18 protein-coding genes are annotated in these 19,145 nt (G+C 73.5%); 1 reads left to right on the top strand and 17 read right to left on the bottom strand.

Annotated features, from left to right (window positions below; all coding sequences use genetic code 11):
• Positions 1–23: 23 nt before the first annotated feature.
• From E4P39_RS10670 to pyrR, 6 genes are all read right to left on the bottom strand, one after another.
• Positions 24–893, bottom strand: a complete 870-nt coding sequence (locus E4P39_RS10670) for a dihydroorotate dehydrogenase electron transfer subunit (protein ID WP_209306473.1) — start codon at positions 891–893, stop codon at positions 24–26.
• A gap of 26 nt (positions 894–919) precedes the next feature.
• Positions 920–4,249 carry a carbamoyl-phosphate synthase large subunit gene (carB, locus tag E4P39_RS10665; protein WP_135136494.1) on the bottom strand — a complete coding sequence of 1,110 codons (3,330 nt, stop codon included), beginning with the start codon at positions 4,247–4,249 and terminating at the stop codon, positions 920–922.
• A complete protein-coding gene (gene carA / locus E4P39_RS10660; RefSeq protein ID WP_135136493.1) occupies positions 4,249–5,415 on the bottom strand; it encodes a glutamine-hydrolyzing carbamoyl-phosphate synthase small subunit in 1,167 nt (388 codons plus the stop codon). Before carA ends, carB begins: the two co-directional genes overlap by 1 nt.
• Before the next feature lie 76 nt (positions 5,416–5,491).
• Positions 5,492–6,781: a dihydroorotase gene (locus tag E4P39_RS10655; RefSeq protein WP_135136492.1), complete on the bottom strand. Its 1,290-nt coding sequence runs from the start codon at positions 6,779–6,781 to the stop codon at positions 5,492–5,494.
• Positions 6,782–6,854: 73 nt separating this feature from the next.
• A complete protein-coding gene (locus E4P39_RS10650) occupies positions 6,855–7,775 on the bottom strand; it encodes an aspartate carbamoyltransferase catalytic subunit (protein ID WP_135136491.1) in 921 nt (306 codons plus the stop codon).
• Positions 7,772–8,458, bottom strand: coding sequence for a bifunctional pyr operon transcriptional regulator/uracil phosphoribosyltransferase PyrR (gene pyrR / locus E4P39_RS10645; RefSeq protein ID WP_135136490.1), 687 nt, complete (start codon positions 8,456–8,458; stop codon positions 7,772–7,774). The genes E4P39_RS10650 and pyrR overlap by 4 nt, the downstream gene beginning before the upstream one ends.
• A gap of 252 nt (positions 8,459–8,710) precedes the next feature.
• Here pyrR and E4P39_RS10640 point away from each other — a divergent pair, with 252 nt between their 5' ends.
• Positions 8,711–9,268 carry a transcriptional regulator gene (locus E4P39_RS10640; RefSeq protein WP_135136489.1) on the top strand — a complete coding sequence of 186 codons (558 nt, stop codon included), beginning with the start codon at positions 8,711–8,713 and terminating at the stop codon, positions 9,266–9,268.
• Between the two features lie 219 nt (positions 9,269–9,487).
• Here E4P39_RS10640 and nusB read toward each other — a convergent pair whose 3' ends face one another.
• From nusB to ruvX, 11 genes are all read right to left on the bottom strand, one after another.
• Complete coding sequence (gene nusB / locus E4P39_RS10635; RefSeq protein ID WP_135136488.1) at positions 9,488–9,895, bottom strand: transcription antitermination factor NusB; 408 nt, start codon at positions 9,893–9,895, stop codon at positions 9,488–9,490.
• Positions 9,896–9,912: 17 nt separating this feature from the next.
• On the bottom strand, positions 9,913–10,473 hold the full coding sequence (gene efp, locus E4P39_RS10630; protein ID WP_135136487.1) for an elongation factor P: 561 nt from the start codon (positions 10,471–10,473) through the stop codon (positions 9,913–9,915).
• Positions 10,474–11,577, bottom strand: coding sequence for a Xaa-Pro peptidase family protein (locus tag E4P39_RS10625; RefSeq protein WP_245159762.1), 1,104 nt, complete (start codon positions 11,575–11,577; stop codon positions 10,474–10,476).
• 20 nt (positions 11,578–11,597) lie between these two features.
• The gene (gene aroQ, locus E4P39_RS10620) at positions 11,598–12,032 is read right to left on the bottom strand and encodes a type II 3-dehydroquinate dehydratase (RefSeq protein ID WP_135136485.1); all 435 of its coding nucleotides are present in this window, start codon (positions 12,030–12,032) and stop codon (positions 11,598–11,600) included.
• 61 nt (positions 12,033–12,093) lie between these two features.
• Positions 12,094–13,143: a 3-dehydroquinate synthase gene (aroB, locus tag E4P39_RS10615; protein WP_135136484.1), complete on the bottom strand. Its 1,050-nt coding sequence runs from the start codon at positions 13,141–13,143 to the stop codon at positions 12,094–12,096.
• Positions 13,140–13,712, bottom strand: a complete 573-nt coding sequence (locus tag E4P39_RS10610; protein ID WP_135136483.1) for a shikimate kinase — start codon at positions 13,710–13,712, stop codon at positions 13,140–13,142. Before E4P39_RS10610 ends, aroB begins: the two co-directional genes overlap by 4 nt.
• On the bottom strand, positions 13,709–14,890 hold the full coding sequence (aroC, locus tag E4P39_RS10605; RefSeq protein WP_135136482.1) for a chorismate synthase: 1,182 nt from the start codon (positions 14,888–14,890) through the stop codon (positions 13,709–13,711). Before aroC ends, E4P39_RS10610 begins: the two co-directional genes overlap by 4 nt.
• 46 nt (positions 14,891–14,936) lie before the next feature.
• Positions 14,937–15,629 carry an A24 family peptidase gene (locus tag E4P39_RS10600; protein WP_135136481.1) on the bottom strand — a complete coding sequence of 231 codons (693 nt, stop codon included), beginning with the start codon at positions 15,627–15,629 and terminating at the stop codon, positions 14,937–14,939.
• 12 nt (positions 15,630–15,641) lie between these two features.
• Entirely contained in the window at positions 15,642–16,445 is an 804-nt protein-coding gene (locus E4P39_RS10595) for a shikimate dehydrogenase (protein WP_135136480.1), read from the bottom strand.
• A 53-nt stretch (positions 16,446–16,498) separates the two neighbouring features.
• On the bottom strand, positions 16,499–18,394 hold the full coding sequence (gene mltG, locus E4P39_RS10590) for an endolytic transglycosylase MltG (RefSeq protein ID WP_135136479.1): 1,896 nt from the start codon (positions 18,392–18,394) through the stop codon (positions 16,499–16,501).
• 73 nt (positions 18,395–18,467) lie between these two features.
• Positions 18,468–19,142, bottom strand: a complete 675-nt coding sequence (gene ruvX, locus E4P39_RS10585; RefSeq protein ID WP_245159761.1) for a Holliday junction resolvase RuvX — start codon at positions 19,140–19,142, stop codon at positions 18,468–18,470.
• Between the last annotated feature and the right edge of the window lie 3 nt (positions 19,143–19,145).

Here is a 19,145-nt window from a genome sequence, read left to right as displayed (position 1 = left end):
ACCGAAAGCTGGTTGGACGGCGGTCACGGGGCCACCACTCCCATCGCGTCGGCGCCGACGACGTCGTGCGGCAGCTTCCCCACGTCGTCGAAACGCACCCGGTCACCGCCGAACACCGGCCCCTCCACGCAGGAGCGGGAGAAGCGGGTGCGGCCGTCCTCGCCGACCACCGGCAGGACGCACGTCATGCAGACCCCGATCCCGCAGGCCATCGACTCCTCGACGGCGACGTAGGACGGGATCCCCAGCGCGGTCGCCGCGTCCGCCACGGCCCGCAGCATGGCCATCGGCCCGCAGGCGTAGACCACGCCGACGCCGGTCAGCAACTCGTCCACCGCGACGGTGACGCGCCCGGTCCGGCCGGCGCTGCCGTCGTCGGTGGTCACCTCCACCGGCGCGGCGAGGGCCGAGAGCTCCGCCACCGAGCAGAGCCGGTCGGCCGAGGCCGCGCCAGCGACCGCGGCCACCTCGTGCCCCTGGGACCGCAGTCGGGCGGCCAGTCCCACCAGCGCGGCCGCGCCGTAGCCGCCGCCGACCAACAGCGCCCGCGCTCCGGCGGGCGCGGCGGGGAACGGCCGGCCGAGCGGCCCCACGACGTCCACCCGCTCCCCCACCCGCAGCCCCGCCAGCCAGGTCGACCCCGGCCCGTGCGGAGCCACGACGACGCTGACCACGCCGTCGCCGGCGCCGGCGATCGCGATGGAGCGGCGCAGCAGGAGTGCCGAGGTCTCCCCGCCGATGGCGAACGCGAGGAACTGCCCCGGCTCGGCCCGCTCCGCGATCTCCGGGGCGGCCAGGCTCAGCTCGACGTAGGCGTTCACCGGGCGCCGGCCGACCACCTCGACCTCGCGCTGCACCGGCGGATGCGCGGGTTTCGGCGCCGGCTCGGTCACGTGGCCGGCGTGGCCATTCCGGCCGGTCACTGCGCGTCCCGGGAGGCCGCCAGGGCGGCGTGGACCTGCTGCAGGCTGCGGACACCGATGTCCCCGCGGCGCAGCGACTCGATCCCCTGGACGGCGGCGGCCATGCCCTGCACGGTGGTGATGCAGGGGATGCCGGCGGCGACGGCCGCCGTGCGGATCTCGTACCCGTCGAGGCGGGGCCCGCTGTTGCCCGGCGAGCCGAAGGGCGTGTTGACCACGATGTCGACGTCGCCGGCGAGGATCAGCTCCACCACGTTCCCGGGCCCGTCGCTGAACTTGCCGACCACCTCGCAGTGCACCCCGTTGCGCCGCAGCACCTGAGCGGTGCCCACGGTCGCCAGCACGCGGAAGCCGAGGTCGGCCAGGCGCTTGATCGGGAAGACCGCCGAGCGCTTGTCCCGGTTGGCCAGCGAGACGAAGACCGTGCCCTCGGTCGGCAGCGAGCCGTAGGCGGCCGCCTGCGACTTGGCGAACGCCCGGCCGAACTCCGAGTCGAGCCCCATGACCTCACCGGTGGACTTCATCTCCGGCGAGAGCACGGTGTCGACGCCGTGGCCCTCCACCGTGCGGAAGCGGTGGAAGGGCAGCACCGCCTCCTTGACCGCGATGGGTGCGTTCTCGGGCAGGTCCGTGCCGTCGCCCGTCGTCGGCAGCACCCCCGCCTTCCGCAGGTCGGCGATCGACTCACCCACCGCGATCCGGGCGGCGGCCTTGGCGAGCTGCACCGCCGTCGCCTTCGAGACGAACGGCACCGTGCGGCTGGCGCGGGGGTTGGCCTCGATGACGTAGAGGATGTCGTCCTTGATCGCGTACTGGACGTTCATCAGCCCGCGCACGCCGATGCGGCCGGCCAGTTTCTCCGTCGCCGCCCGGATCTTCAGCAGGTCGGCCGACCCGAGGGTGATCGGCGGCAGGGCGCACGCCGAGTCACCGGAGTGGATCCCCGCCTCCTCGATGTGCTCCATGACCCCGCCCAGGTAGAGGTCGGTGCCGTCGAAGAGGGCGTCGACGTCGATCTCGACGGCGTCCTCCAGGAACCGGTCGACCAGCACGGGGTGGGCGGCGCTCAGGTCGGTGGCCTTGGCGATGTAGGCCTCGAGCGTGGCCTCGTCGTAGACGATCTCCATCCCCCGGCCGCCGAGCACGTAGGACGGCCGGACCAGCACCGGGTAGCCGATGGTCGCCGCGATCTCGCGCGCCTCGGCGAACGTCGTCGCCATGCCGTGCTTCGGCGCGGTGAGCCCGGTGTCCGCGAGCACCCGCGAGAAGGCCCCGCGGTGCTCCGCGTCGTCGATGGCCTCGGGCGACGTGCCGAGCACGGGGACGCCGGCGTCCTTGAGCCGCTGCGCCAGGCCGAGCGGGGTCTGGCCGCCGAGCGTGCAGATGACCCCGGCCACCGGGCCGGCGGCCCGCTCGGCCTCGACCACCTCGAGGACGTCCTCGAAGGTCAGCGGCTCGAAGTAGAGCCGGTCGGCGGTGTCGTAGTCGGTGGAGACGGTCTCGGGGTTGCAGTTGACCATCACCGCCTCGTAGCCGGCGTCCTGCAGAGCCATGACCGCGTGCACGCAGGAGTAGTCGAACTCGATGCCCTGCCCGATCCGGTTGGGTCCCGAGCCCAGGATCAGCACCGCGGGCTTCTCCCGGGGCTGCACCTCGGTCTCCTCGTCGTAGGAGGAGTAGTGGTACGGCGTGGCGGCGGCGAACTCGGCGGCGCAGGTGTCGACGGTCTTGTAGACCGGCCGGATGCCCAGCCGCCAGCGCAGCGTCCGGACGCCGTCCTCACCGGCCAGCTCGGGGCGCAGGGCGGCGACCTGCCGGTCGGACAGCCCGAACCGCTTGGCCCGGCGGAGCAGCTCCGGGGTGAGGGACGGCGCGCTGCGCACCTCGTCGCCGATCTCGCGGACCATTGCGATCTGGTCGACGAACCACGGGTCGAAGCCGCTGGCCTCGGCGACCTGCTCGATGCTCGCCCCCGCGGCCAGCGCCTGCTCGGCGAGATAGAGCCGGCCGTCCACCGGGACCCGGAGCGCCTCGAGCAGCTCCTCGGCCGACCGGTCCGCGTATCCACCCGCCCCACCGCCCCAGCCGGCCGGACCCGTCCAGAAGCCGGCCACCTTCGTCTCGGTCGAGCGCATCGCCTTGCCGAGGGCCTCGGCGAAGTTCCGGCCCATCGACATGATCTCGCCGACGCTCTTCATGGTGGTCGTCAGCCGCGGGTCGGCCCCGGGGAACTTCTCGAACGCGAACCGCGGGATCTTGACGACCACGTAGTCCAGCGTCGGCTCGAAGGCGGCCGGGGTGACGCCGGTGATGTCGTTGGTGATCTCGTCGAGCGTGTACCCGATGGCCAGCTTCGCGGCGATCTTGGCGATCGGGAAGCCGGTGGCCTTCGAGGCCAGCGCACTGGATCGCGAGACGCGCGGGTTCATCTCGATGACGACGAGACGCCCGGTCCCCGGGTGGACGGCGAACTGGATGTTGCACCCGCCGGTGTCCACGCCGACGGCGCGCAGCACCGCGATGCCGACGTCGCGCATCTCCTGGTACTCGCGGTCGGTGAGGGTCATCGCGGGGGCGACGGTCACGGAGTCGCCGGTGTGCACGCCCATCGCGTCGATGTTCTCGATCGAGCAGATGACCACCACGTTGTCGCTGCGGTCGCGCATCAGCTCGAGCTCGTACTCCTTCCAGCCGAGCACCGACTCCTCGATGAGGACGGTGTGCACCGGGGAGTCGGCGAGCCCGTGGCCGGCCATGCGGCGCAGCATCGGCTCGTCGGTGGCGATGCCCGAGCCGAGACCGCCCATGGTGAAGCTCGGCCGGATGACGACGGGGTAGCCGACCTTCTCGGCGGTGGCGAGGGCCTCCTCGACGGTGGCACAGACGGTCGACCGGGGGGCGTCGGCGCCGATGGAGCGCACGATGTCCTTGAACAGCTGCCGGTCCTCGCCGCGGTTGATCGCGTCGACGTCGGCGCCGATGAGCTGGACGCCGTACTTCTCGAGGACGCCGTTCTCGTAGAGGCCGATGGCGATGTTGAGCGCCGTCTGCCCGCCGAGGGTGGCCAGTAGCGCGTCCGGGCGCTCGGCCGCGATGACCTTCTCGACGAACTCCGGGGTCAGCGGCTCGATGTAGGTGGCGTCGGCGACGTCGGGGTCGGTCATGATCGTCGCGGGGTTGCTGTTGACGAGGCTGACCCGCAGCCCCTCGGCGCGCAGCACCCGGCAGGCCTGCGTGCCGGAGTAGTCGAACTCGGCGGCCTGGCCGATGAGGATCGGCCCCGAGCCGATGACCATCACGTGCTTCAGATCGGTGCGCTTCGGCATCAGAGCTTCTCCCCCGTGCTGTGCTCCACGACGGGCGGTGGGCTGACCGCGTCGCCGCTCCCCCGCGCGCTGTCCATGAGGTCCACGAACCGCTGGAAGAGCGGCGCCGCGTCGTGCGGCCCGGCTGCGGCCTCCGGGTGGAACTGCACGCTGAACGCGGGGACGTCGAGGCAGCGCAGCCCCTCGACGACGTCGTCGTTCAGGCCGACGTGGCTGACCTCGACCCGGCCGTACGGGGTGTCGGTGGCCCGGTCGAGCGGTGCGTCGACGGCGAAGCCGTGGTTGTGGCTGGTCACCCGGACGGTGCCGCTCACGCGGTCGAGCACCGGCTGGTTGAGCCCGCGGTGGCCGAAGCGCAGCTTGTACGTGCCCAGGCCCAGCGCGCGGCCGAGGATCTGGTTGCCGAAGCAGATGCCGAACAGCGGCCGGCGCGCGTCGAGCACGCCCCTCACCGCCTCGACGGCGTAGTCGGCGGCGGCCGGGTCGCCCGGACCGTTGGAGAGGAAGACGCCGTCGGGGCCGGCTGCCAGGAGGTCCGCCGCGGTCGCGGTGGCGGGCAGCACGTGCGTCTCGACGCCGAGCTCGGCCAGGTGCCGCGGGGTCGCGGTCTTGATGCCGAGGTCGAGGGCGGAGATCGTGTACCGCTTCTCCCCCACCGCCGGGACGACGTAGGCCGACTCCGCGCTCACCTGCGGCGCGAGGTCCGCACCCACCATGCTCTCGGCCGCGCGCACCTCGGCCAGCAGCCGGTCGGCGTCCGTGTGCTCGCTGGTGATGCCCACCCGCATGGCGCCGCGGTCGCGCAGGTGCCGGGTCAGGGCGCGGGTGTCGATGCCGCTGATCCCGACCACGCCCTGCCGGACGAGCTCGTCGTCCAGGCTGCCGGTCGACCGCCAGTTGGCGGGGCGGCGGGCGGGGTCGCGGACCACGAATCCGGCGACCCACATCCGGCTGCTCTCGTCGTCCTCGCCGTTCACGCCGGTGTTGCCGATGTGCGGGGCGGTCATGACGACGACCTGGCGGTGGTAGCTCGGGTCGGTCAGCGTCTCCTGGTAGCCGGTCATGCCGGTGGAGAAGACCGCCTCGCCGACCGTCGTCCCGGTCGCGCCGTAGGAGTCGCCCCGGAACGTCCGCCCGTCCTCGAGCACGAGGATCGCGTTGCTCATTGCTCCCCTCCGGACTCGCTCCGCTCCTCGCTCGCAGACCTCGCTGCGATGCTCACTCGCCCGTCGTGTTCGTTCCTCACTTCTGCGCCTTTCCGTCGAGCACGGTCGGGACGCCCCGCAGGAAGGTCGCGACCACCCGGCCGGGGAGCTCCCGGCCGGCATAGGGGCTGTTGCGGCTGCGGCTGGCCAGCGCGGCCGGGTCGACGGTGGCCCGGGTGGAGGGATCCAGCAGCAGCAGGTTGGCCGGCTCGCCGGGGGCGAGCGGGCGGCCCTGCTCGGTGAGCCGGCCGATGACCGCCGGGCGCACCGACATGCGATCGGCCACGCCGGCCCAGTCGAGCAGCCCGGTCTCGACCATCGTCTCGACGACGACGGACAGCGCCTGCTCCAGCCCGAGCATCCCTGGCCGGGCCGCGGCCCACTCGCTCTCCTTGTCCTCCACGGCGTGCGGGGCGTGGTCGGTGGCGACGGCGTCGATGGTCCCGTCGGCCAGCCCGGCCCGGAGGGCGGCCACGTCCTCGGCCGTCCGCAGCGGGGGGTTGACCTTGAAGACCGGGTCGTAGCCCTCCGCGCAGGCGTCGGTGAGGAGCAGATGGTGCGGGGTGACCTCGGCGGTGACCTGGACGCCGCGCGCCTTCGCCCAGCGCAGCAGCTCGACCGAGCCCGCCGTCGACACGTGGCAGACGTGCAGGCGGGCGCCGACGTGCCCCGCCAGCAGGACGTCGCGGGCGATGATCGCCTCCTCGGCCGCGGCCGGCCAGCCCGCGAGCCCGAGCCGCGCCGACCGGTCGCCCTCGTGCATCTGCGCGCCGACGGTGAGCCGCGGCTCCTCGGCGTGCTGGGCGACGACGCCGTCGAAGGCCTTCACGTACTCCAGCGCGCGGCGCATCAGCGCCGGGTCGCTCACGCACATCCCGTCGTCGGAGAAGACGCGGACCCGGGCCGCGGAGTCGGCCATGGCGCCGAGCTCGGCCAGCCGCTCGCCCTTGAGGCCGACGGTCACGGCGCCGACCGGGACGACGTCCACCAGGCCGGCCTGCTGGCCCAGCCGCCAGACCTGCTCGACGACGCCGGCGGTGTCGGCGACCGGGTCGGTGTTGGCCATGGCGTGCACAGCGGTGAACCCGCCCAGCGCGGCCGCCCGGCTGCCGGTCTCGACGGTCTCGGCGTCCTCCCGGCCGGGCTCGCGCAGGTGGGTGTGCAGGTCGACCAGGCCGGGCAGTGCGACCAGGCCGGCGGCGTCGATCACGTCGGCGCCCGGCACCCGCAGGTGCTCGCCGATCGAGGCGATCCGGCCGTCCTTGAGGAAGATGTCGGCGGCCTCGCCGCCGTAGGGCTTCGCGCCCTTGATCAGGTAGTTCGTCATGCGGGCTCCCCGTCCACACTCGCTCCGCTCGTCACTCGCTCCGCTCCTCGCTCGCTGGCGCTCGCTGCGATGCTCACTCGCTCCGCCCCCCCAGCAGCAGGTAGAGCACGGCCATGCGCACGGAGACCCCATTGCCGACCTGCTCGACGATCGTGGAGCGGACGGAGTCGGCCACCTCGGCGGCGATCTCCATCCCGCGGTTCATCGGGCCGGGATGCATGACGATCGCGTCGTCGGGGAGGGTGGCCATCCGGCGGGCGTCGAGTCCGTACCGGCGGCTGTACTCGCGGGCGCTGGGGAAGAACGAGGCGGTCATCCGCTCGGCCTGGACGCGCAGCATCATCACGACGTCGGCCTTGGGCAGGACGGCGTCCAGGTCGTAGCTGACCTCGACCGGCCAGCTGCCGACGCCGACCGGCACCAGCGTGGGCGGCGCGACAACGGTGACCTCGGCGCCGAGGGTGTGCAGCAGGCCGACGTTGGACCGGGCGACCCGGCTGTGCAGCACGTCGCCGACGAGCGCGACCCGGACGCCCTCGAGCCGCCCGAGGCGCTGCCGGATCGTGTACGCGTCGAGCAGCGCCTGGGTGGGGTGCTCGTGCGTCCCGTCGCCGGCGTTGACCACGCTGCCCTTGACCCAGGAGGCCAGGCGGTGCGGCGCCCCGGAGGCGTGGTGCCGGACGACGATCGCGTCGCTGCCCATGGCCTCGAGGGTGAGCGCGGTGTCCTTGAGGCTCTCGCCCTTTGACACGCTGCTGCCCTTGGCCGAGAAGTTGATGACGTCGGCGGAGAGCCGCTTGGCCGCGAGCTCGAAGGAGATGCGCGTGCGGGTGGAGTCCTCGAAGAACAGGTTCACCACCGTGCGGCCGCGCAGGGTGGGCAGCTTCTTCACCTCGCGCCCGGCCAGCGCGGCGTCGATCTGCGCCGCGGTGTCCAGTACCAGCGTGGCGTCGGCGCGGTCCAGGTCCGCGGCCTCCAGCAGGTGGCGCTTCACTCTGCCTCCCCTTCGCTCCCGCGGGTCGCTCCGCTCCTCGCTCCCGTGCCCAGGCCGTCCCCCTCCGTGACCAGGACCTCGTCGGTGCCGTCGATCTCGGTCAGGTGCACGCGCACCTGCTGAATGCGCGACGTCGGGACGTTCTTGCCCACGAAGTCGGCCCGGATCGGCAGCTCCCGGTGGCCACGGTCGACCAGCACCGCCAGCTGCACCGCCTTCGGTCGCCCGAGGTCGCGCAGGGCGTCGAGGGCGGCGCGCACGGACCGGCCGGAGTAGAGGACGTCGTCGACGAGGACGACGAGGCGGTCGTCGATGCCCGCATCGGGCAGCAGCGTGGGCTCCAGCGCCCGCACTCCGCGCCGCCGTAGGTCGTCGCGGTAGAGCGTGATGTCGACCGTTCCGACGTCGACCCGGGTGCCGGAGAAGGCCTCGATCCGGGCGGCGAGCCGACGGGCCAGGGGGGCGCCGCGCGTCGGGATGCCCACGAGGACGAGCGCGGAGAGTCCGCCGTCCGCAGCGCCCGGGTCCGTGGTGGCGGCCCGCTCGATGAGCTGGTGCGCCATGCGGTCGACCACGCGGCCGACGTCGCCGGCGGAGAGGAGCACACCCCCGGCGGCTGGGGTGCCGGGCTTCGGCGCGTCGGTGCCGCCCGGAATCCGGGCAGGCTGGGTCGAGCTGGCCATGTGGCCTCCTTCCCCGCCTCACTGGACGGGTCGTTAAAGGAGTGATTTCGGACCGCGGACGACGGTACTGCACGGGCCCCGATCCACTGCGCGCACCCGTCCAGACGCAGGCAGCGATCGGCTCGACCACGAAGGGTCGCATCTCGGTTACCGAGCCCGAGGGGAGCATCCGCCTGTTGCGCGTCGGGCCCGACCAGTACGGTGAGTGACCAACAGGACCCATACGAGACGACGGACAGTGAGCATGCAGCGATGAGCACCGACTATTCGCGGGCACTCGGCGCCCGGCTCCGCGCCATCCGTAACCAGCAGGGCCTCTCCCTGCAGGGCGTGGAGGACAAGTCGCACGGCCGCTGGAAGGCAGTGGTCGTCGGCTCCTACGAACGCGGCGACCGCGCCGTCACCGTGCAGCGGCTCTCCGAGCTCGCGGTGTTCTACGGCGTGCCGGTCTCCGAACTGCTCCCCGACCCGCGGCCCAGCTCCGCGGTGACCACCAGCACCAAGATCGTGCTGAACCTCGAGTCGCTGGGCTCCCTGCCCGCCGACGAGGCCGGCCCGCTCGCCCGATACGCCTCGACCATCCAGGCGCAGCGGCACGACTACAACGGCAAGGTCCTCTCCATTCGCACCGAGGACCTCAAGTCGCTCGCGATCATCTACGACATGAGCCCCGACGAGCTGACCACCCGGCTCATCGAGTGGGGGGTGCTCTCCCCCGGCATGGAGGGCATCGTCAGCACGGGCGGCGACGACCTGCTGGAGGACGACGAGCTCGACCCCAACTGGGAGCGCCGCCGCGCCCCGCGCTGACTCAGCAACGTCCGAGGAGGCTCCGTCCGCAGCATGCGGACGGAGCCTCCTGCGTTCGCCCCAGCCGAGGGCGCGCGCGATTGTGCACGTACCGGGGCATCAGCGGCCGGGAGACCCCGCTGAGCGCACAACCGATCGCCGGCGATTGCGCAGAAGAGGACCTGTCCGGGGGCTCGGACAGGTCCTTTTCTACGCAACGGGGACGCGCGTCGCGGCGCCTCAGGCGGTCGGGACCTCGGCCGCCAGGATCGCACCGAGCACGCCGTTCACGTAGGCCGGCGAGTCGTCGGTCGACAGCACCTTGGCCAGCTCGACCGCCTCGTCGATGACGACGGCGTCGGGGACGTCGTCGGCCCACAGCAGCTCGAAGACGGCCATCCGCAGGATCGCCCGGTCGACGTCGGGCAGCCGGTCGATCGACCAGTTCGACGCGTGCGCGTCGATCAGCGCGTCGATGCGCACCGCGTGCTCGGCGACCCCCTCGACCAGCCGGACGGTGTGCTCGTGCACCGGCTGCGTCTCGTCGGCCAGCCGCTCGCGCAACAGCGTCAGCGGGTCCCCGCTGCGGATGTCGGCCTCGTAGAGGACGTCGACGGCCCGCTTCCTCGCCTTGGACCGTGCGGCCATGTGCAGCTACCGGGACTTCAGTTGACGCGGCCGAGGTACCGGCCGTCGCGGGTGTCGACCTTGAGCTTCTCGCCGGTCGTGATGAACAACGGCACCTGGATCTGGGCGCCGGTCTCCAGCGTCGCGGGCTTGGTACCGCCGGTCGAGCGGTCGCCCTGCAGGCCCGGGTCGGTGTGCTGGACGACGAGCTCGAGGGTCACCGGCAGCTCGACGTAGAGCGGCACGTTGTCGTGCACGGCGACGACGACCTCGGTGTTCTCCAGGAGGTAGTCGGCACCCCCGCCGACGGTCTGGGCCGAGACGTGGATCTGGTCGTAGGTGTCGCCGTCCATGAAGACGAAGTCGGTGCCGTCCTTGTACAGGTAGGTCATCGACCGCTTGTCGACGTTGGCCGTCTCCACCTTGGTGCCGGCGTTGAACGTCTTGTCGACGACCTTGCCCGAGAGCACGTTCTTCAGCGTCGTCCGCACGAACGCGCCGCCCTTGCCCGGCTTCACGTGCTGGAAGTCGGTGACGGTCCAGAGCTGACCGTCCAGGTTGAGGACGATGCCGTTCTTCAGGTCGTTGGTGGTAGCCATCTAGAGAACCAGCAGTTCCTTGCTCGTGAGGGTCAACAGTTCGGGCGCGTCGTCCGTGACGATCAGCGTGTCCTCGATCCGGACACCGCCGCGTCCGGGTAGGTAGACGCCCGGCTCCACGGTGACGGCCATGCCGGCAGCCAGGGTACCCGCGCCCAGCGGCCCGATACCCGGCGCCTCGTGGATCTCCAGGCCCACACCGTGGCCGAGGCCGTGGGTGAAGTGCTCGCCGTGACCAGCCGCGACGATCACCTCGCGCGAGGCCCCGTCGATCGCGACGACGTCGGCGCCGACCTCCAGAGCGGCCCGCCCCGCGGCCTGGGACGCCGCGACGAGCTCGTAGATCTCCCGCTGCCAATCGGCCGCACGACCCAGGACGACGGTGCGGGTCATGTCGGAGTGGTAGCCGTCCACCGTCGCGCCGAAGTCGAGCTTGAGGAAGTCGCCGTCGGCCAGCACGGTCGCGTCGGGCCGGTGGTGCGGGATCGCGGAGTTGGCGCCGGCGGCGACGATCGTCTCGAACGACGGCGCCTCGGCACCGAGCTGCAGCATCCGGGCGTCGAGCTCCCGGCCCACCTGCAGCTCCGTTCGGCCGGGCCGCAGGGCACCCTCGGCCACGAGCTCGGCGAGCGCCTGGTCGGCCACGGCGCAGGCGCGGCGCAGCGCCTCGATCTCGTCGTCGTCCTTGATCGCGCGCAGCGCCTCCACCGCCCGGCGGATCGAGGTCAGCTCGGGTACCGCTCCCCCGTCGGCCGCCGCGGTGAGGACCTTCTCGAGGCCGACCAGGCCGTCGACCGTGAGGTCGTGGGACTCGTAGCCGAGCCGGCCGACGCCGCGGCGTACGGCCTCGCGGGCGAGCGCCGGGACGGTGCCGCGGTCCACGATCAGCTCCACGTCGGGCACCTGGGTGCCGGCCTGGGTGGTGTACCGGCCGTCGGTCCCGAACAGGTCGCCGCCGTCGGTGCGCACCAGCAGCGCGCCGTTGGAGCCGGTGAAGCCGGTCAGGTAGCGGACGTTGAGCAGATTCGTCACCAGGACGGCGTCCAGCCCCTGCCGGGCTGCGGTGGCCCGCAGCGCGTCCCGCCGATCGGCTCTGCGGTCCACCGACCCCACCCCGGCCGTGCTCACCGGACGCCCTGCTGCGCGAGCCATCCCAGCGCCAGGATGTAGCCGCTGACGCCGAGGCCCGCGATGACGCCGTCCGCGACGCCCGAGACGTAGGAGTGGTGCCGGAACTCCTCGCGGGCGTGGATGTTGGTGATGTGCACCTCGATCAGGGGCGCGTTGAGCCCCGCCAGGGCGTCCCGCAGCGCCACGGACGTGTGCGACCAGCCTCCGGGGTTGATGAGCACGGGGTCGGCCGCGTCGGACGCCGCGTGGACCCAGCGCAGCATCTCGCCCTCGTCGTCGGTCTGGCGGACCTGCACCTCGACGCCCATGTCACGCCCCGTCGCCTCCACCAGTGCCACGAGCTCGGCGTAGGTGGTCGTGCCGTACTTCTCCGGCTCGCGGAGACCGAGCCGGCCGAGGTTCGGGCCGTTGAGCACCTGGATCGTCATGCGGCTCCTTGTTCGGGGCGGTGGGAGCGGGTGGATCGGCTGGGGCGGTGGGGTGGGTGAGCTACAGAGCGACGGCCGACCAGGCGGCGTCGAGCCAGGCCTGGGCCGGGTCGGTCAGGATCATCGGCGTGCCGAGCCCGTCGAGGACGACGAACCGGAGAGATGCGCCGCGGGCCTTCTTGTCCACCCGCATCACCGCCTGCAGCCGGTCCCAGTCGCCCGCGTACCGGGTGGGCAGGCCCATGGCGGCCAGCAGGGTGCGGTGCCGGTCGACGTCCTCGCGGGAGAGCAGCCCGGCCTGCCCGGCCAGCTCGGCGGCGAACACGAGTCCGACGGCCACCGCCTCGCCGTGCCGCCAGCCGAAGTCCTCGACCCGCTCGATGGCGTGGGCGAGCGTGTGCCCGTAGTTGAGGAACTCCCGCTGCCCGGTGTCGTAGAGGTCCCCGCCCACGGCGTCGGCCTTCACCCGCACCGCCCGCTCGATGAGCTCGGCGGTGTCGCGGCGGCCGGTCGCGTCGGCGTCGAGCAGCTCCAGGATCGCGGCGTCGGCGATGAAACCGCACTTGACGACCTCGGCGAGCCCCGAGCGGAACTCCGCCTCCGGCAGCGCAGCCAGGGCGTCGGTGTCGGCCAGCACCGCGGCGGGCGGGTGGAACGCGCCGACCAGGTTCTTGCCTGCGCCGGTGTTGATCCCGGTCTTGCCGCCGATGGCGGCGTCGACCATGCCCAGGAGGCTGGTGGGCACCTGGACCACGGGGACGCCGCGCACCCACGTGGCGGCCAGGAACCCGGCGAGGTCGGTGACCGCTCCCCCGCCGACCCCGACGACGGCGTCCGAGCGGGTCAGCCCCAGCCGGCCGAACTCCTCCCAGGTGCGGGCGGCGACCTCGGCGGTCTTGGCCGCCTCCCCGTCGGGGACGACGACGGCCCCGGCGGCGACCCCCGCCGACTGCAGGATCTCGACGGCCGCGCCCGCGGCGGCGGCCAGCGGCGGCGCATGGACGACGACGGCCCGCGGTGTGCCCGCCAGCACCAGGCCGAGCTCGACCTGGGCGCCGGGGCCGACGACGACGTCGTAGGGCTTGTCCCCCGCGACCGGCACGCGCCTCATCGGCCGGCCGACGTCGTGGGGCCAGGCGCCGCAGGCTGCGGGTTCCCCTGCGGAGCAGTGACGGCGAGCACCTCGGCCATCACCTCGTCGGGGCCCCGCCCACCGGTCGGCACCCTCTGGGTGGCCACCTCGCCGTAGAGCGGCGCCCGCGTCTCGAGCATGTGCCTCAGCATCGCGCGCGGATTGACGCCGAGGATGGGGCGGTCGCGGGAGAGACCGACGCGCTTCGCCGCCGAGGCGAGGTCGACGTCCAGCCAGACGACGGTGCCGCCGCTCTGCCCGTACTCCACGAGCAGCTTCCGGGTGGCCGCGCTGGTCACGGCTCCCCCGCCGAGCGCGAGGATCCCGCCGTGCGTGGCCAGGGCACGGGCGGCGGCCTGCTCCTCCAGGGCGCGGAAGTGCGGCTCCCCCTGCGAGATGAACACGTCGGCCACCGAGCTGCCGGTCTCGAGCTCGACGTCGGCATCGGTGTCGCGGAAGGCGACGCCGAGCGCCTGCGCCACCGCCGTCCCTACGGTGGTCTTGCCCGACGCCGGCGGCCCGACGAGCACCAGAACGGGGAGACTCACCGGATCTGCAGCGCGTCGAGGTAGGAGTGCACGTTGCGGCGGGTCTCCGCGACCGAGTCGCCGCCGAACTTCTCGAGGACCGCGTCGGCGAGGACGAGGGCCACCATCGCCTCCATGACCACGCTCCCCCGGGGCACGGCGCAGGCGTCGCTGCGCTGGTTGATCGCGACGGCGGCTTCGCCGGTCGCGACGTCGACGGTCTGCAGCGCCCGCGGCACCGTGGAGATCGGCTTCATCGCGGCACGCACCCGCAGCACCCCGCCGGTGCTCATGCCCCCCTCGATGCCGCCGGCGCGGTCGGTGACCCGCTCGATCCGGCCGTCGTCGTTCCGGACGATCTCGTCGTGGGCCACCGAGCCGCGGCGGCGGGCGGTCTCGAGCCCGTCCCCGACCTCGACGGCCTTCACCGACTGGACGCCCATCAGGGCACCGGCCAGCCGCGCGTCGAGCCGGCGGTCCCAGTGCACGTGGCTCCCCAGGCCGGGCGGCAGCCCGTGCACGACGACCTCGATGACGCCGCCGAGGGTGTCGCCGTTCTTCCGGACGTCGTCGATCTCGGCCACCATCGCCTCGCTCGTCGCCGGGTCGGCGCAGCGGACCGGGTCGTCGTCGATCCGCGGGTTGTCGCCGGGGCCCGGGACGACCCCGTCCGGGACGACGACCGGGCCGATCGCGACCACGTGGCTGACCACCTCGGCGCCGACGGTCTGGCGGAGGAACGCCGACGCGACGGCGCCGAGCGCCACCCGCGCGGCGGTCTCCCGGGCGCTGGCCCGCTCGAGCACGGGGCGGGCGTCGTCGAAGCCGTACTTCTGCATGCCGGCGAGGTCGGCGTGCCCGGGACGCGGACGGGTGAGCGGCGCGTTGCGGGCCTGGCCGGCCAGGATCTCGGGGTCCACCGGGTCGGCGGACATCACCGTCGTCCACTTCGGCCATTCGGTGTTGCCCACCTGGACGGCGATCGGGCCACCCTGGGTGCGGCCGTGCCGCACACCGCCGGTGAGGGTGACCTCGTCCTGCTCGAACGACATCCGCGCGCCGCGCCCGTGACCGAGCCGGCGACGGGCCAGGGCGGCGTCGAGATCGGCGGTCTGCACCTCGACGCCGGCCGGGAGCCCCTCGAGGATGGCGGTGAGCTGCTGCCCGTGCGACTCACCTGCGGTCAGCCAGCGCAACATGGCCGGGATTCTGCCAGGCGGGCCCGCCGCACCCGTCCGGCACCGCTCAACCGACGGGTACGGGGCCCGCCAGCGCCAGGGCGATCACGGCGCCGGTCAGCAGCGGCGGCCCGAACGGCAGCGCCGTCCGCCATCCGGCACGGCGGGTGGCCAGGAGCACCAGCGAGACGACGGCGCCGGTGAGCAGGCCGAGGAAGACGCCCACGAGCACCACACCCCAGCCCACCCAGCCCAGGACCAGACCGACCATCCCGAGCAGCTTCACGTCCCCGAAGCCGAGCCCCTGCGGCGACACCGCCGCGGCACCGGCCGCCACGGCGAAGGCGGCGGCCGCCGCGACCACCGCCCGGCCGAGCGGTGCCCACTCGTCCATCACGGCGGCGTCCACGGTGAGGGAGACGGCGCAGACGGCGTAGGCGGGATAGGTGACCCGGTCGGGCAGCCGGTGCACCAGCAGGTCCACCGAGGCGAGGACCACGGCGGCGCCGCCGGCCCAGGCGAACGCGACGGCCGCCGGGCGGACACCCGTGAGCAGGAGCGCCCCGGCGAGCAGCGCCCCGAGGGCGACGACCGTGACCACCACCCGCACCGCGGTAGGACGCAGGTCGGCGTCCCGCGACGCCAGGCGGACGGCGACGCGGGCCAGCCACGGCCCGAGCACCACCGCGACCAGCGCGGCCACGACCAGCACGGCGGCCGGGTGCGCTCCCCCCGCCGCCGGCCCTTCGAGGACGTCCATCGGGTCAGGACGTCAGCGGGGGCCCACGGCGGCGTCCAGAGCCGCCCGCATGGCGGCGATCGGCGCGGGCTGCCCCGTCATCAGCTCCACCTGCAGGGTCGCCTGCCAGAACAGCACGTCGAGCCCCCCGGCGACGGTCCCGCCCACCTCGCCCACCCGTTGCGCCAGCGGCGTGGGCCAGTTCGCGTAGAGGACGTCGAGCACGGTCTGGCCGCCCCGCCAGGGAAGGTCCAGGACGTCGGGCTGGGCGTCGACGGGGACGGTGCTCACCACCACGGCCGCGTCGAGGACGGCGTCGGCCAGCCGGGAGACGGTCACCGGGACGCCCAGCGTGTCCAGCACCCGGGTCAGGCCCGCCGCACGCGACGGATCCCGGACGACGACCTCGACGTGCGCCGCGCCCAGGGACGCCAGGGCGACGGCCGCCGCGCCCGCCGTGCCGCCGGCACCGACGATCGCCGCCTCACCGACCTCCTCGACGCCGGCCAGCTGCAGGGCCATCCCGACGCCGCTGACGTCGGTGTTCTCCGCACGCCAGCCGGCGTCGGTGCGGATCAGCGTGTTCGCCGCCCCCAGCAGCCGGGGCAGTGGTTCCACGACGTCGGCGACCGCCGCGGCCGCCTGCTTGCACGGCATCGTGACGGAGAAGCCCCGCCACTCCGGCCCCAGCCCGGCCAGCAGCTCCGGGAGGTCCTCGGCGCCCACGTCCAAGGCGTCGTAGGTCCAGTCGGCCAGCCCCAGTGCCGCGTAGGCGGCCCGGTGCAGCAGCGGCGAGAGGGAATGGCTGACGGGGCGACCGAGGACCGCTGCCCTCACCGCACCGTCCTCATCCCGCGCGTCCTCATCCCGCTGTCCTCATCCCGCTGTCCTCATCCCTCGGGGTTCTCCCGCAGCCACTGCTGGAACAGCAGCACGTTCTGCTCGTGCTCCTCGGCGGTGGCCCCGAACCGGGTCTCCCCGGTGTCGGGGTCGACGACCACGAAGAAGCGCCAGTCGCCCGGGGTGGGTGCCAGCACCGCCCGCAGCGCGTCCTCACCGGGGTTGCTGATCGCCCCGGGCGGGAGGCCGGCGTGCACGTAGGTGTTGTACGGCGAGGGGTTGGCCCGGTCCTGGGCGGTGGTGGTGATCCCGCCCTTGTTGTTGGCGTAGTTGACCGTGGTGTCGAGCTGCAGGGCCATCCCGTCGGCCAGCCGGTTCTCCAGGACGCGGGCCACCTTGCCCATGTCCTCCACCGAGCCCGCCTCGGCCTGCACCAGGCTCGCCTTGGTGACGACCTCGAGCCGACGCTCGACCGGGATCTGCAGCTGGTCGAGCATCTGCACCGAGCGGGTGACCATCTGCCGCAGGATGTCCGCCGGCGCGTCGTCGGGCTCGACGTCGTAGGTGGCCGGGAAGAGGAAGCCCTCGAGGCCGCCGGTGGCGTAGGCGGGCAGGCCGAGCGCCGCGAGGTCGGAGGCCGCGGCCTGGAACTCCGCCTCCGGCCGGCCGGTCGCCTCGGCGAGGCGGGCCAGCGTGCGCTGGACGGTGAGCCCCTCGGGCAGGGTGACCCGGGAGAGCTGGCGCGCCGCGGGGTCGAGCAGCAGATCCAGCGCTGCCTGCCCGCTCATCTGCTTCCGCAGGGCGTAGACACCGGGCTGGATGCCCTTGGACTCCGCGTTGGCCTCGGCGGCCACGACGAACGGGCCGGCGGAGGCGATGACGCCGGCGTCGACCAGGGTCCGCGCGATGTCGCTGAGCGTCTCACCTTCGCTGACGCGGATGTCCTGCGTTCCTGTCCCCTGCCCGGTGTAGTCGCGCGACGTAGGGTCGATCAGCGTCAGCAGCCGCTGCCCGCCGACGACGATGCCGACGACGAGCCCGGCCAGCAGCAGCAGCGAGACCACGATCGCGATCGGACGCCGGCGCCGGCGCGCGCGGCTGGAACGCGGGTCGTAGGGCTTGACGGGGATGTCCTCCCCGAAGTGCTCGTCGCGCACCAGGCCGTCGGGACCCAGGACGTCGTGCTCGAGGTCGTCCGGCTCGAGGCCGGCCGCCTCCAGGTCTTCGCCGGCTTCGTACTCCGCGCGGCGGGCGGCCTCGGCGGCCTCGCGGCGGGCCCGGCGTCCGCGCGGACGGGGCGCGTCCTCGGCGACGTGGGCACCGATGACGTCCAGCCCGCCGGTCTGGTCCTCCCAGGCGCGTGGGTCGAGGTGGTGCGCCTCGGTCTCCTCGTCCGACGGTGCGCCGGGCTCCTCGGACACCGGGGGCGCCCCGGGGACGAGCGGCTGCGCCACGGTCGCGGCGTCGTCGCCCGGCGCGCCGTGGCGGGACTGCAGCCGGTCCCACACGCCCGGGGGCATCGGCGGGAGCGGGGCGGAGGGATGGGGCGATGCGGGGCCGGTGCGGGGGTCGGAGCCCCAGGCGCCCCGGCCGGGCGGCTCGTCACGGCTGTGCCGTGCGGTCAGGGGACCGCCCAGGTGCTCGGCACCGGGAGAGGACCACCACTCGGGCTCGACGAGCGGGCCGGTCTCGTCCGGACGGCGGTCGAGCAGGCCGGAGCCGGAACGGAGGCCCCCGGTGGTGTGCGCGGATGCGTCGAACGCGGAGCCCGCGGTCGCGGTGGTCCACAGCGGCGGCTCGTAGCGGGCGTCCTCGTAGCGCGGGGCGGCGAAGCCCGGAGTGCGCGGCACCGGGAAGTCGGCGCGGAACTCGTGGCCGGCCGTGAACGGGCTCTCCGGGAAGCCGGACGAATGTCGGCCTCCGCGCGATCCGCTGGGATCGGTCATGTGTCCTCCTCGCTGGCGCACGCCGGCGATTCGCCCGGCGGCGGTGCTGTCGAACAGCGCCCCGCCGAGCCGGTCATGATCGGGTCTGCCGGCTGTCGAGGTACTGCTGCAGGATCACCACCGCGGCCGCCTGGTCGATCACCGGACGCTGCTTGCGGCTGTCGATGCCGCCCGCGCGCAGGTGACTGGCTGCGGTCACGGTGGAGAGCCTTTCGTCGATCAAGTACACCGGCACATCCGCTGCGCGACTGGCCAGTGCCTCAGAGTAGGCACGGGCATCCTGGGCGGAAGCGCCCGACGCACCTGACAGATGCCTCGGCTCTCCCACCACCACCTCTGATACCTCGTGTTCCACGACGAGCGCCGCGAGCCGGTCCAGATCGGACTCGTCCTTCGCGCGATGGAGCGTCTCCAGCGGGCTGGCGATCGTGCCGGTCGGGTCCGACAGAGCGACGCCGACCCGGACCGTGCCCACGTCGACCCCCAGCACCCGGCCGGACGGGCGCGACGACGCCCGCCGGGGCGGCACCTTCAAGTGCTCGGGCCAGCCGCCACTGAGATCGATCTCGCTCGTCTCGTGCGTGACCGGCGGCGGGAACCCGCGGCCGAGGTCGAGCTCGGTCGTCGGGTGGTACGTCGGCTGAGGTGTGGTCGCACGCGGCCGGGCCGGTGGGACGGCCGGCAGGTCGCGCCGCCGTCCGCCGACGGGACCGGTGTCCTCGGGGTTGTAATCGTTCCGATCAGGCACGCT

Source organism: Blastococcus sp. CT_GayMR19 (assembly GCF_004570385.1).
Classification (GTDB): domain Bacteria; phylum Actinomycetota; class Actinomycetes; order Mycobacteriales; family Geodermatophilaceae; genus Blastococcus_B.
This window is presented reverse-complemented; position numbering and strand designations above follow the sequence as displayed.

Bases quoted from the DNA above. Each gene is read 5' to 3' on its own strand.
- carB (WP_135136494.1), bottom strand. From the start codon at position 4,249: ATGCCGAAGCGCACCGATCTGAAGCACGTGATGGTCATCGGCTCGGGG.
- carA (WP_135136493.1), bottom strand. From the start codon at position 5,415: ATGAGCAACGCGATCCTCGTGCTCGAGGACGGGCGGACGTTCCGGGGC.
- E4P39_RS10655 (WP_135136492.1), bottom strand. From the start codon at position 6,781: ATGACGAACTACCTGATCAAGGGCGCGAAGCCCTACGGCGGCGAGGCC.
- pyrR (WP_135136490.1), bottom strand. From the start codon at position 8,458: ATGGCCAGCTCGACCCAGCCTGCCCGGATTCCGGGCGGCACCGACGCG.
- E4P39_RS10640 (WP_135136489.1), top strand. From the start codon at position 8,711: ATGAGCACCGACTATTCGCGGGCACTCGGCGCCCGGCTCCGCGCCATC.
- nusB (WP_135136488.1), bottom strand. From the start codon at position 9,895: ATGGCCGCACGGTCCAAGGCGAGGAAGCGGGCCGTCGACGTCCTCTAC.
- efp (WP_135136487.1), bottom strand. From the start codon at position 10,473: ATGGCTACCACCAACGACCTGAAGAACGGCATCGTCCTCAACCTGGAC.
- aroQ (WP_135136485.1), bottom strand. From the start codon at position 12,032: ATGACGATCCAGGTGCTCAACGGCCCGAACCTCGGCCGGCTCGGTCTC.
- aroB (WP_135136484.1), bottom strand. From the start codon at position 13,143: ATGAGGCGCGTGCCGGTCGCGGGGGACAAGCCCTACGACGTCGTCGTC.
- aroC (WP_135136482.1), bottom strand. From the start codon at position 14,890: ATGTTGCGCTGGCTGACCGCAGGTGAGTCGCACGGGCAGCAGCTCACC.
- E4P39_RS10600 (WP_135136481.1), bottom strand. From the start codon at position 15,629: ATGGACGTCCTCGAAGGGCCGGCGGCGGGGGGAGCGCACCCGGCCGCC.
- mltG (WP_135136479.1), bottom strand. From the start codon at position 18,394: ATGACCGATCCCAGCGGATCGCGCGGAGGCCGACATTCGTCCGGCTTC.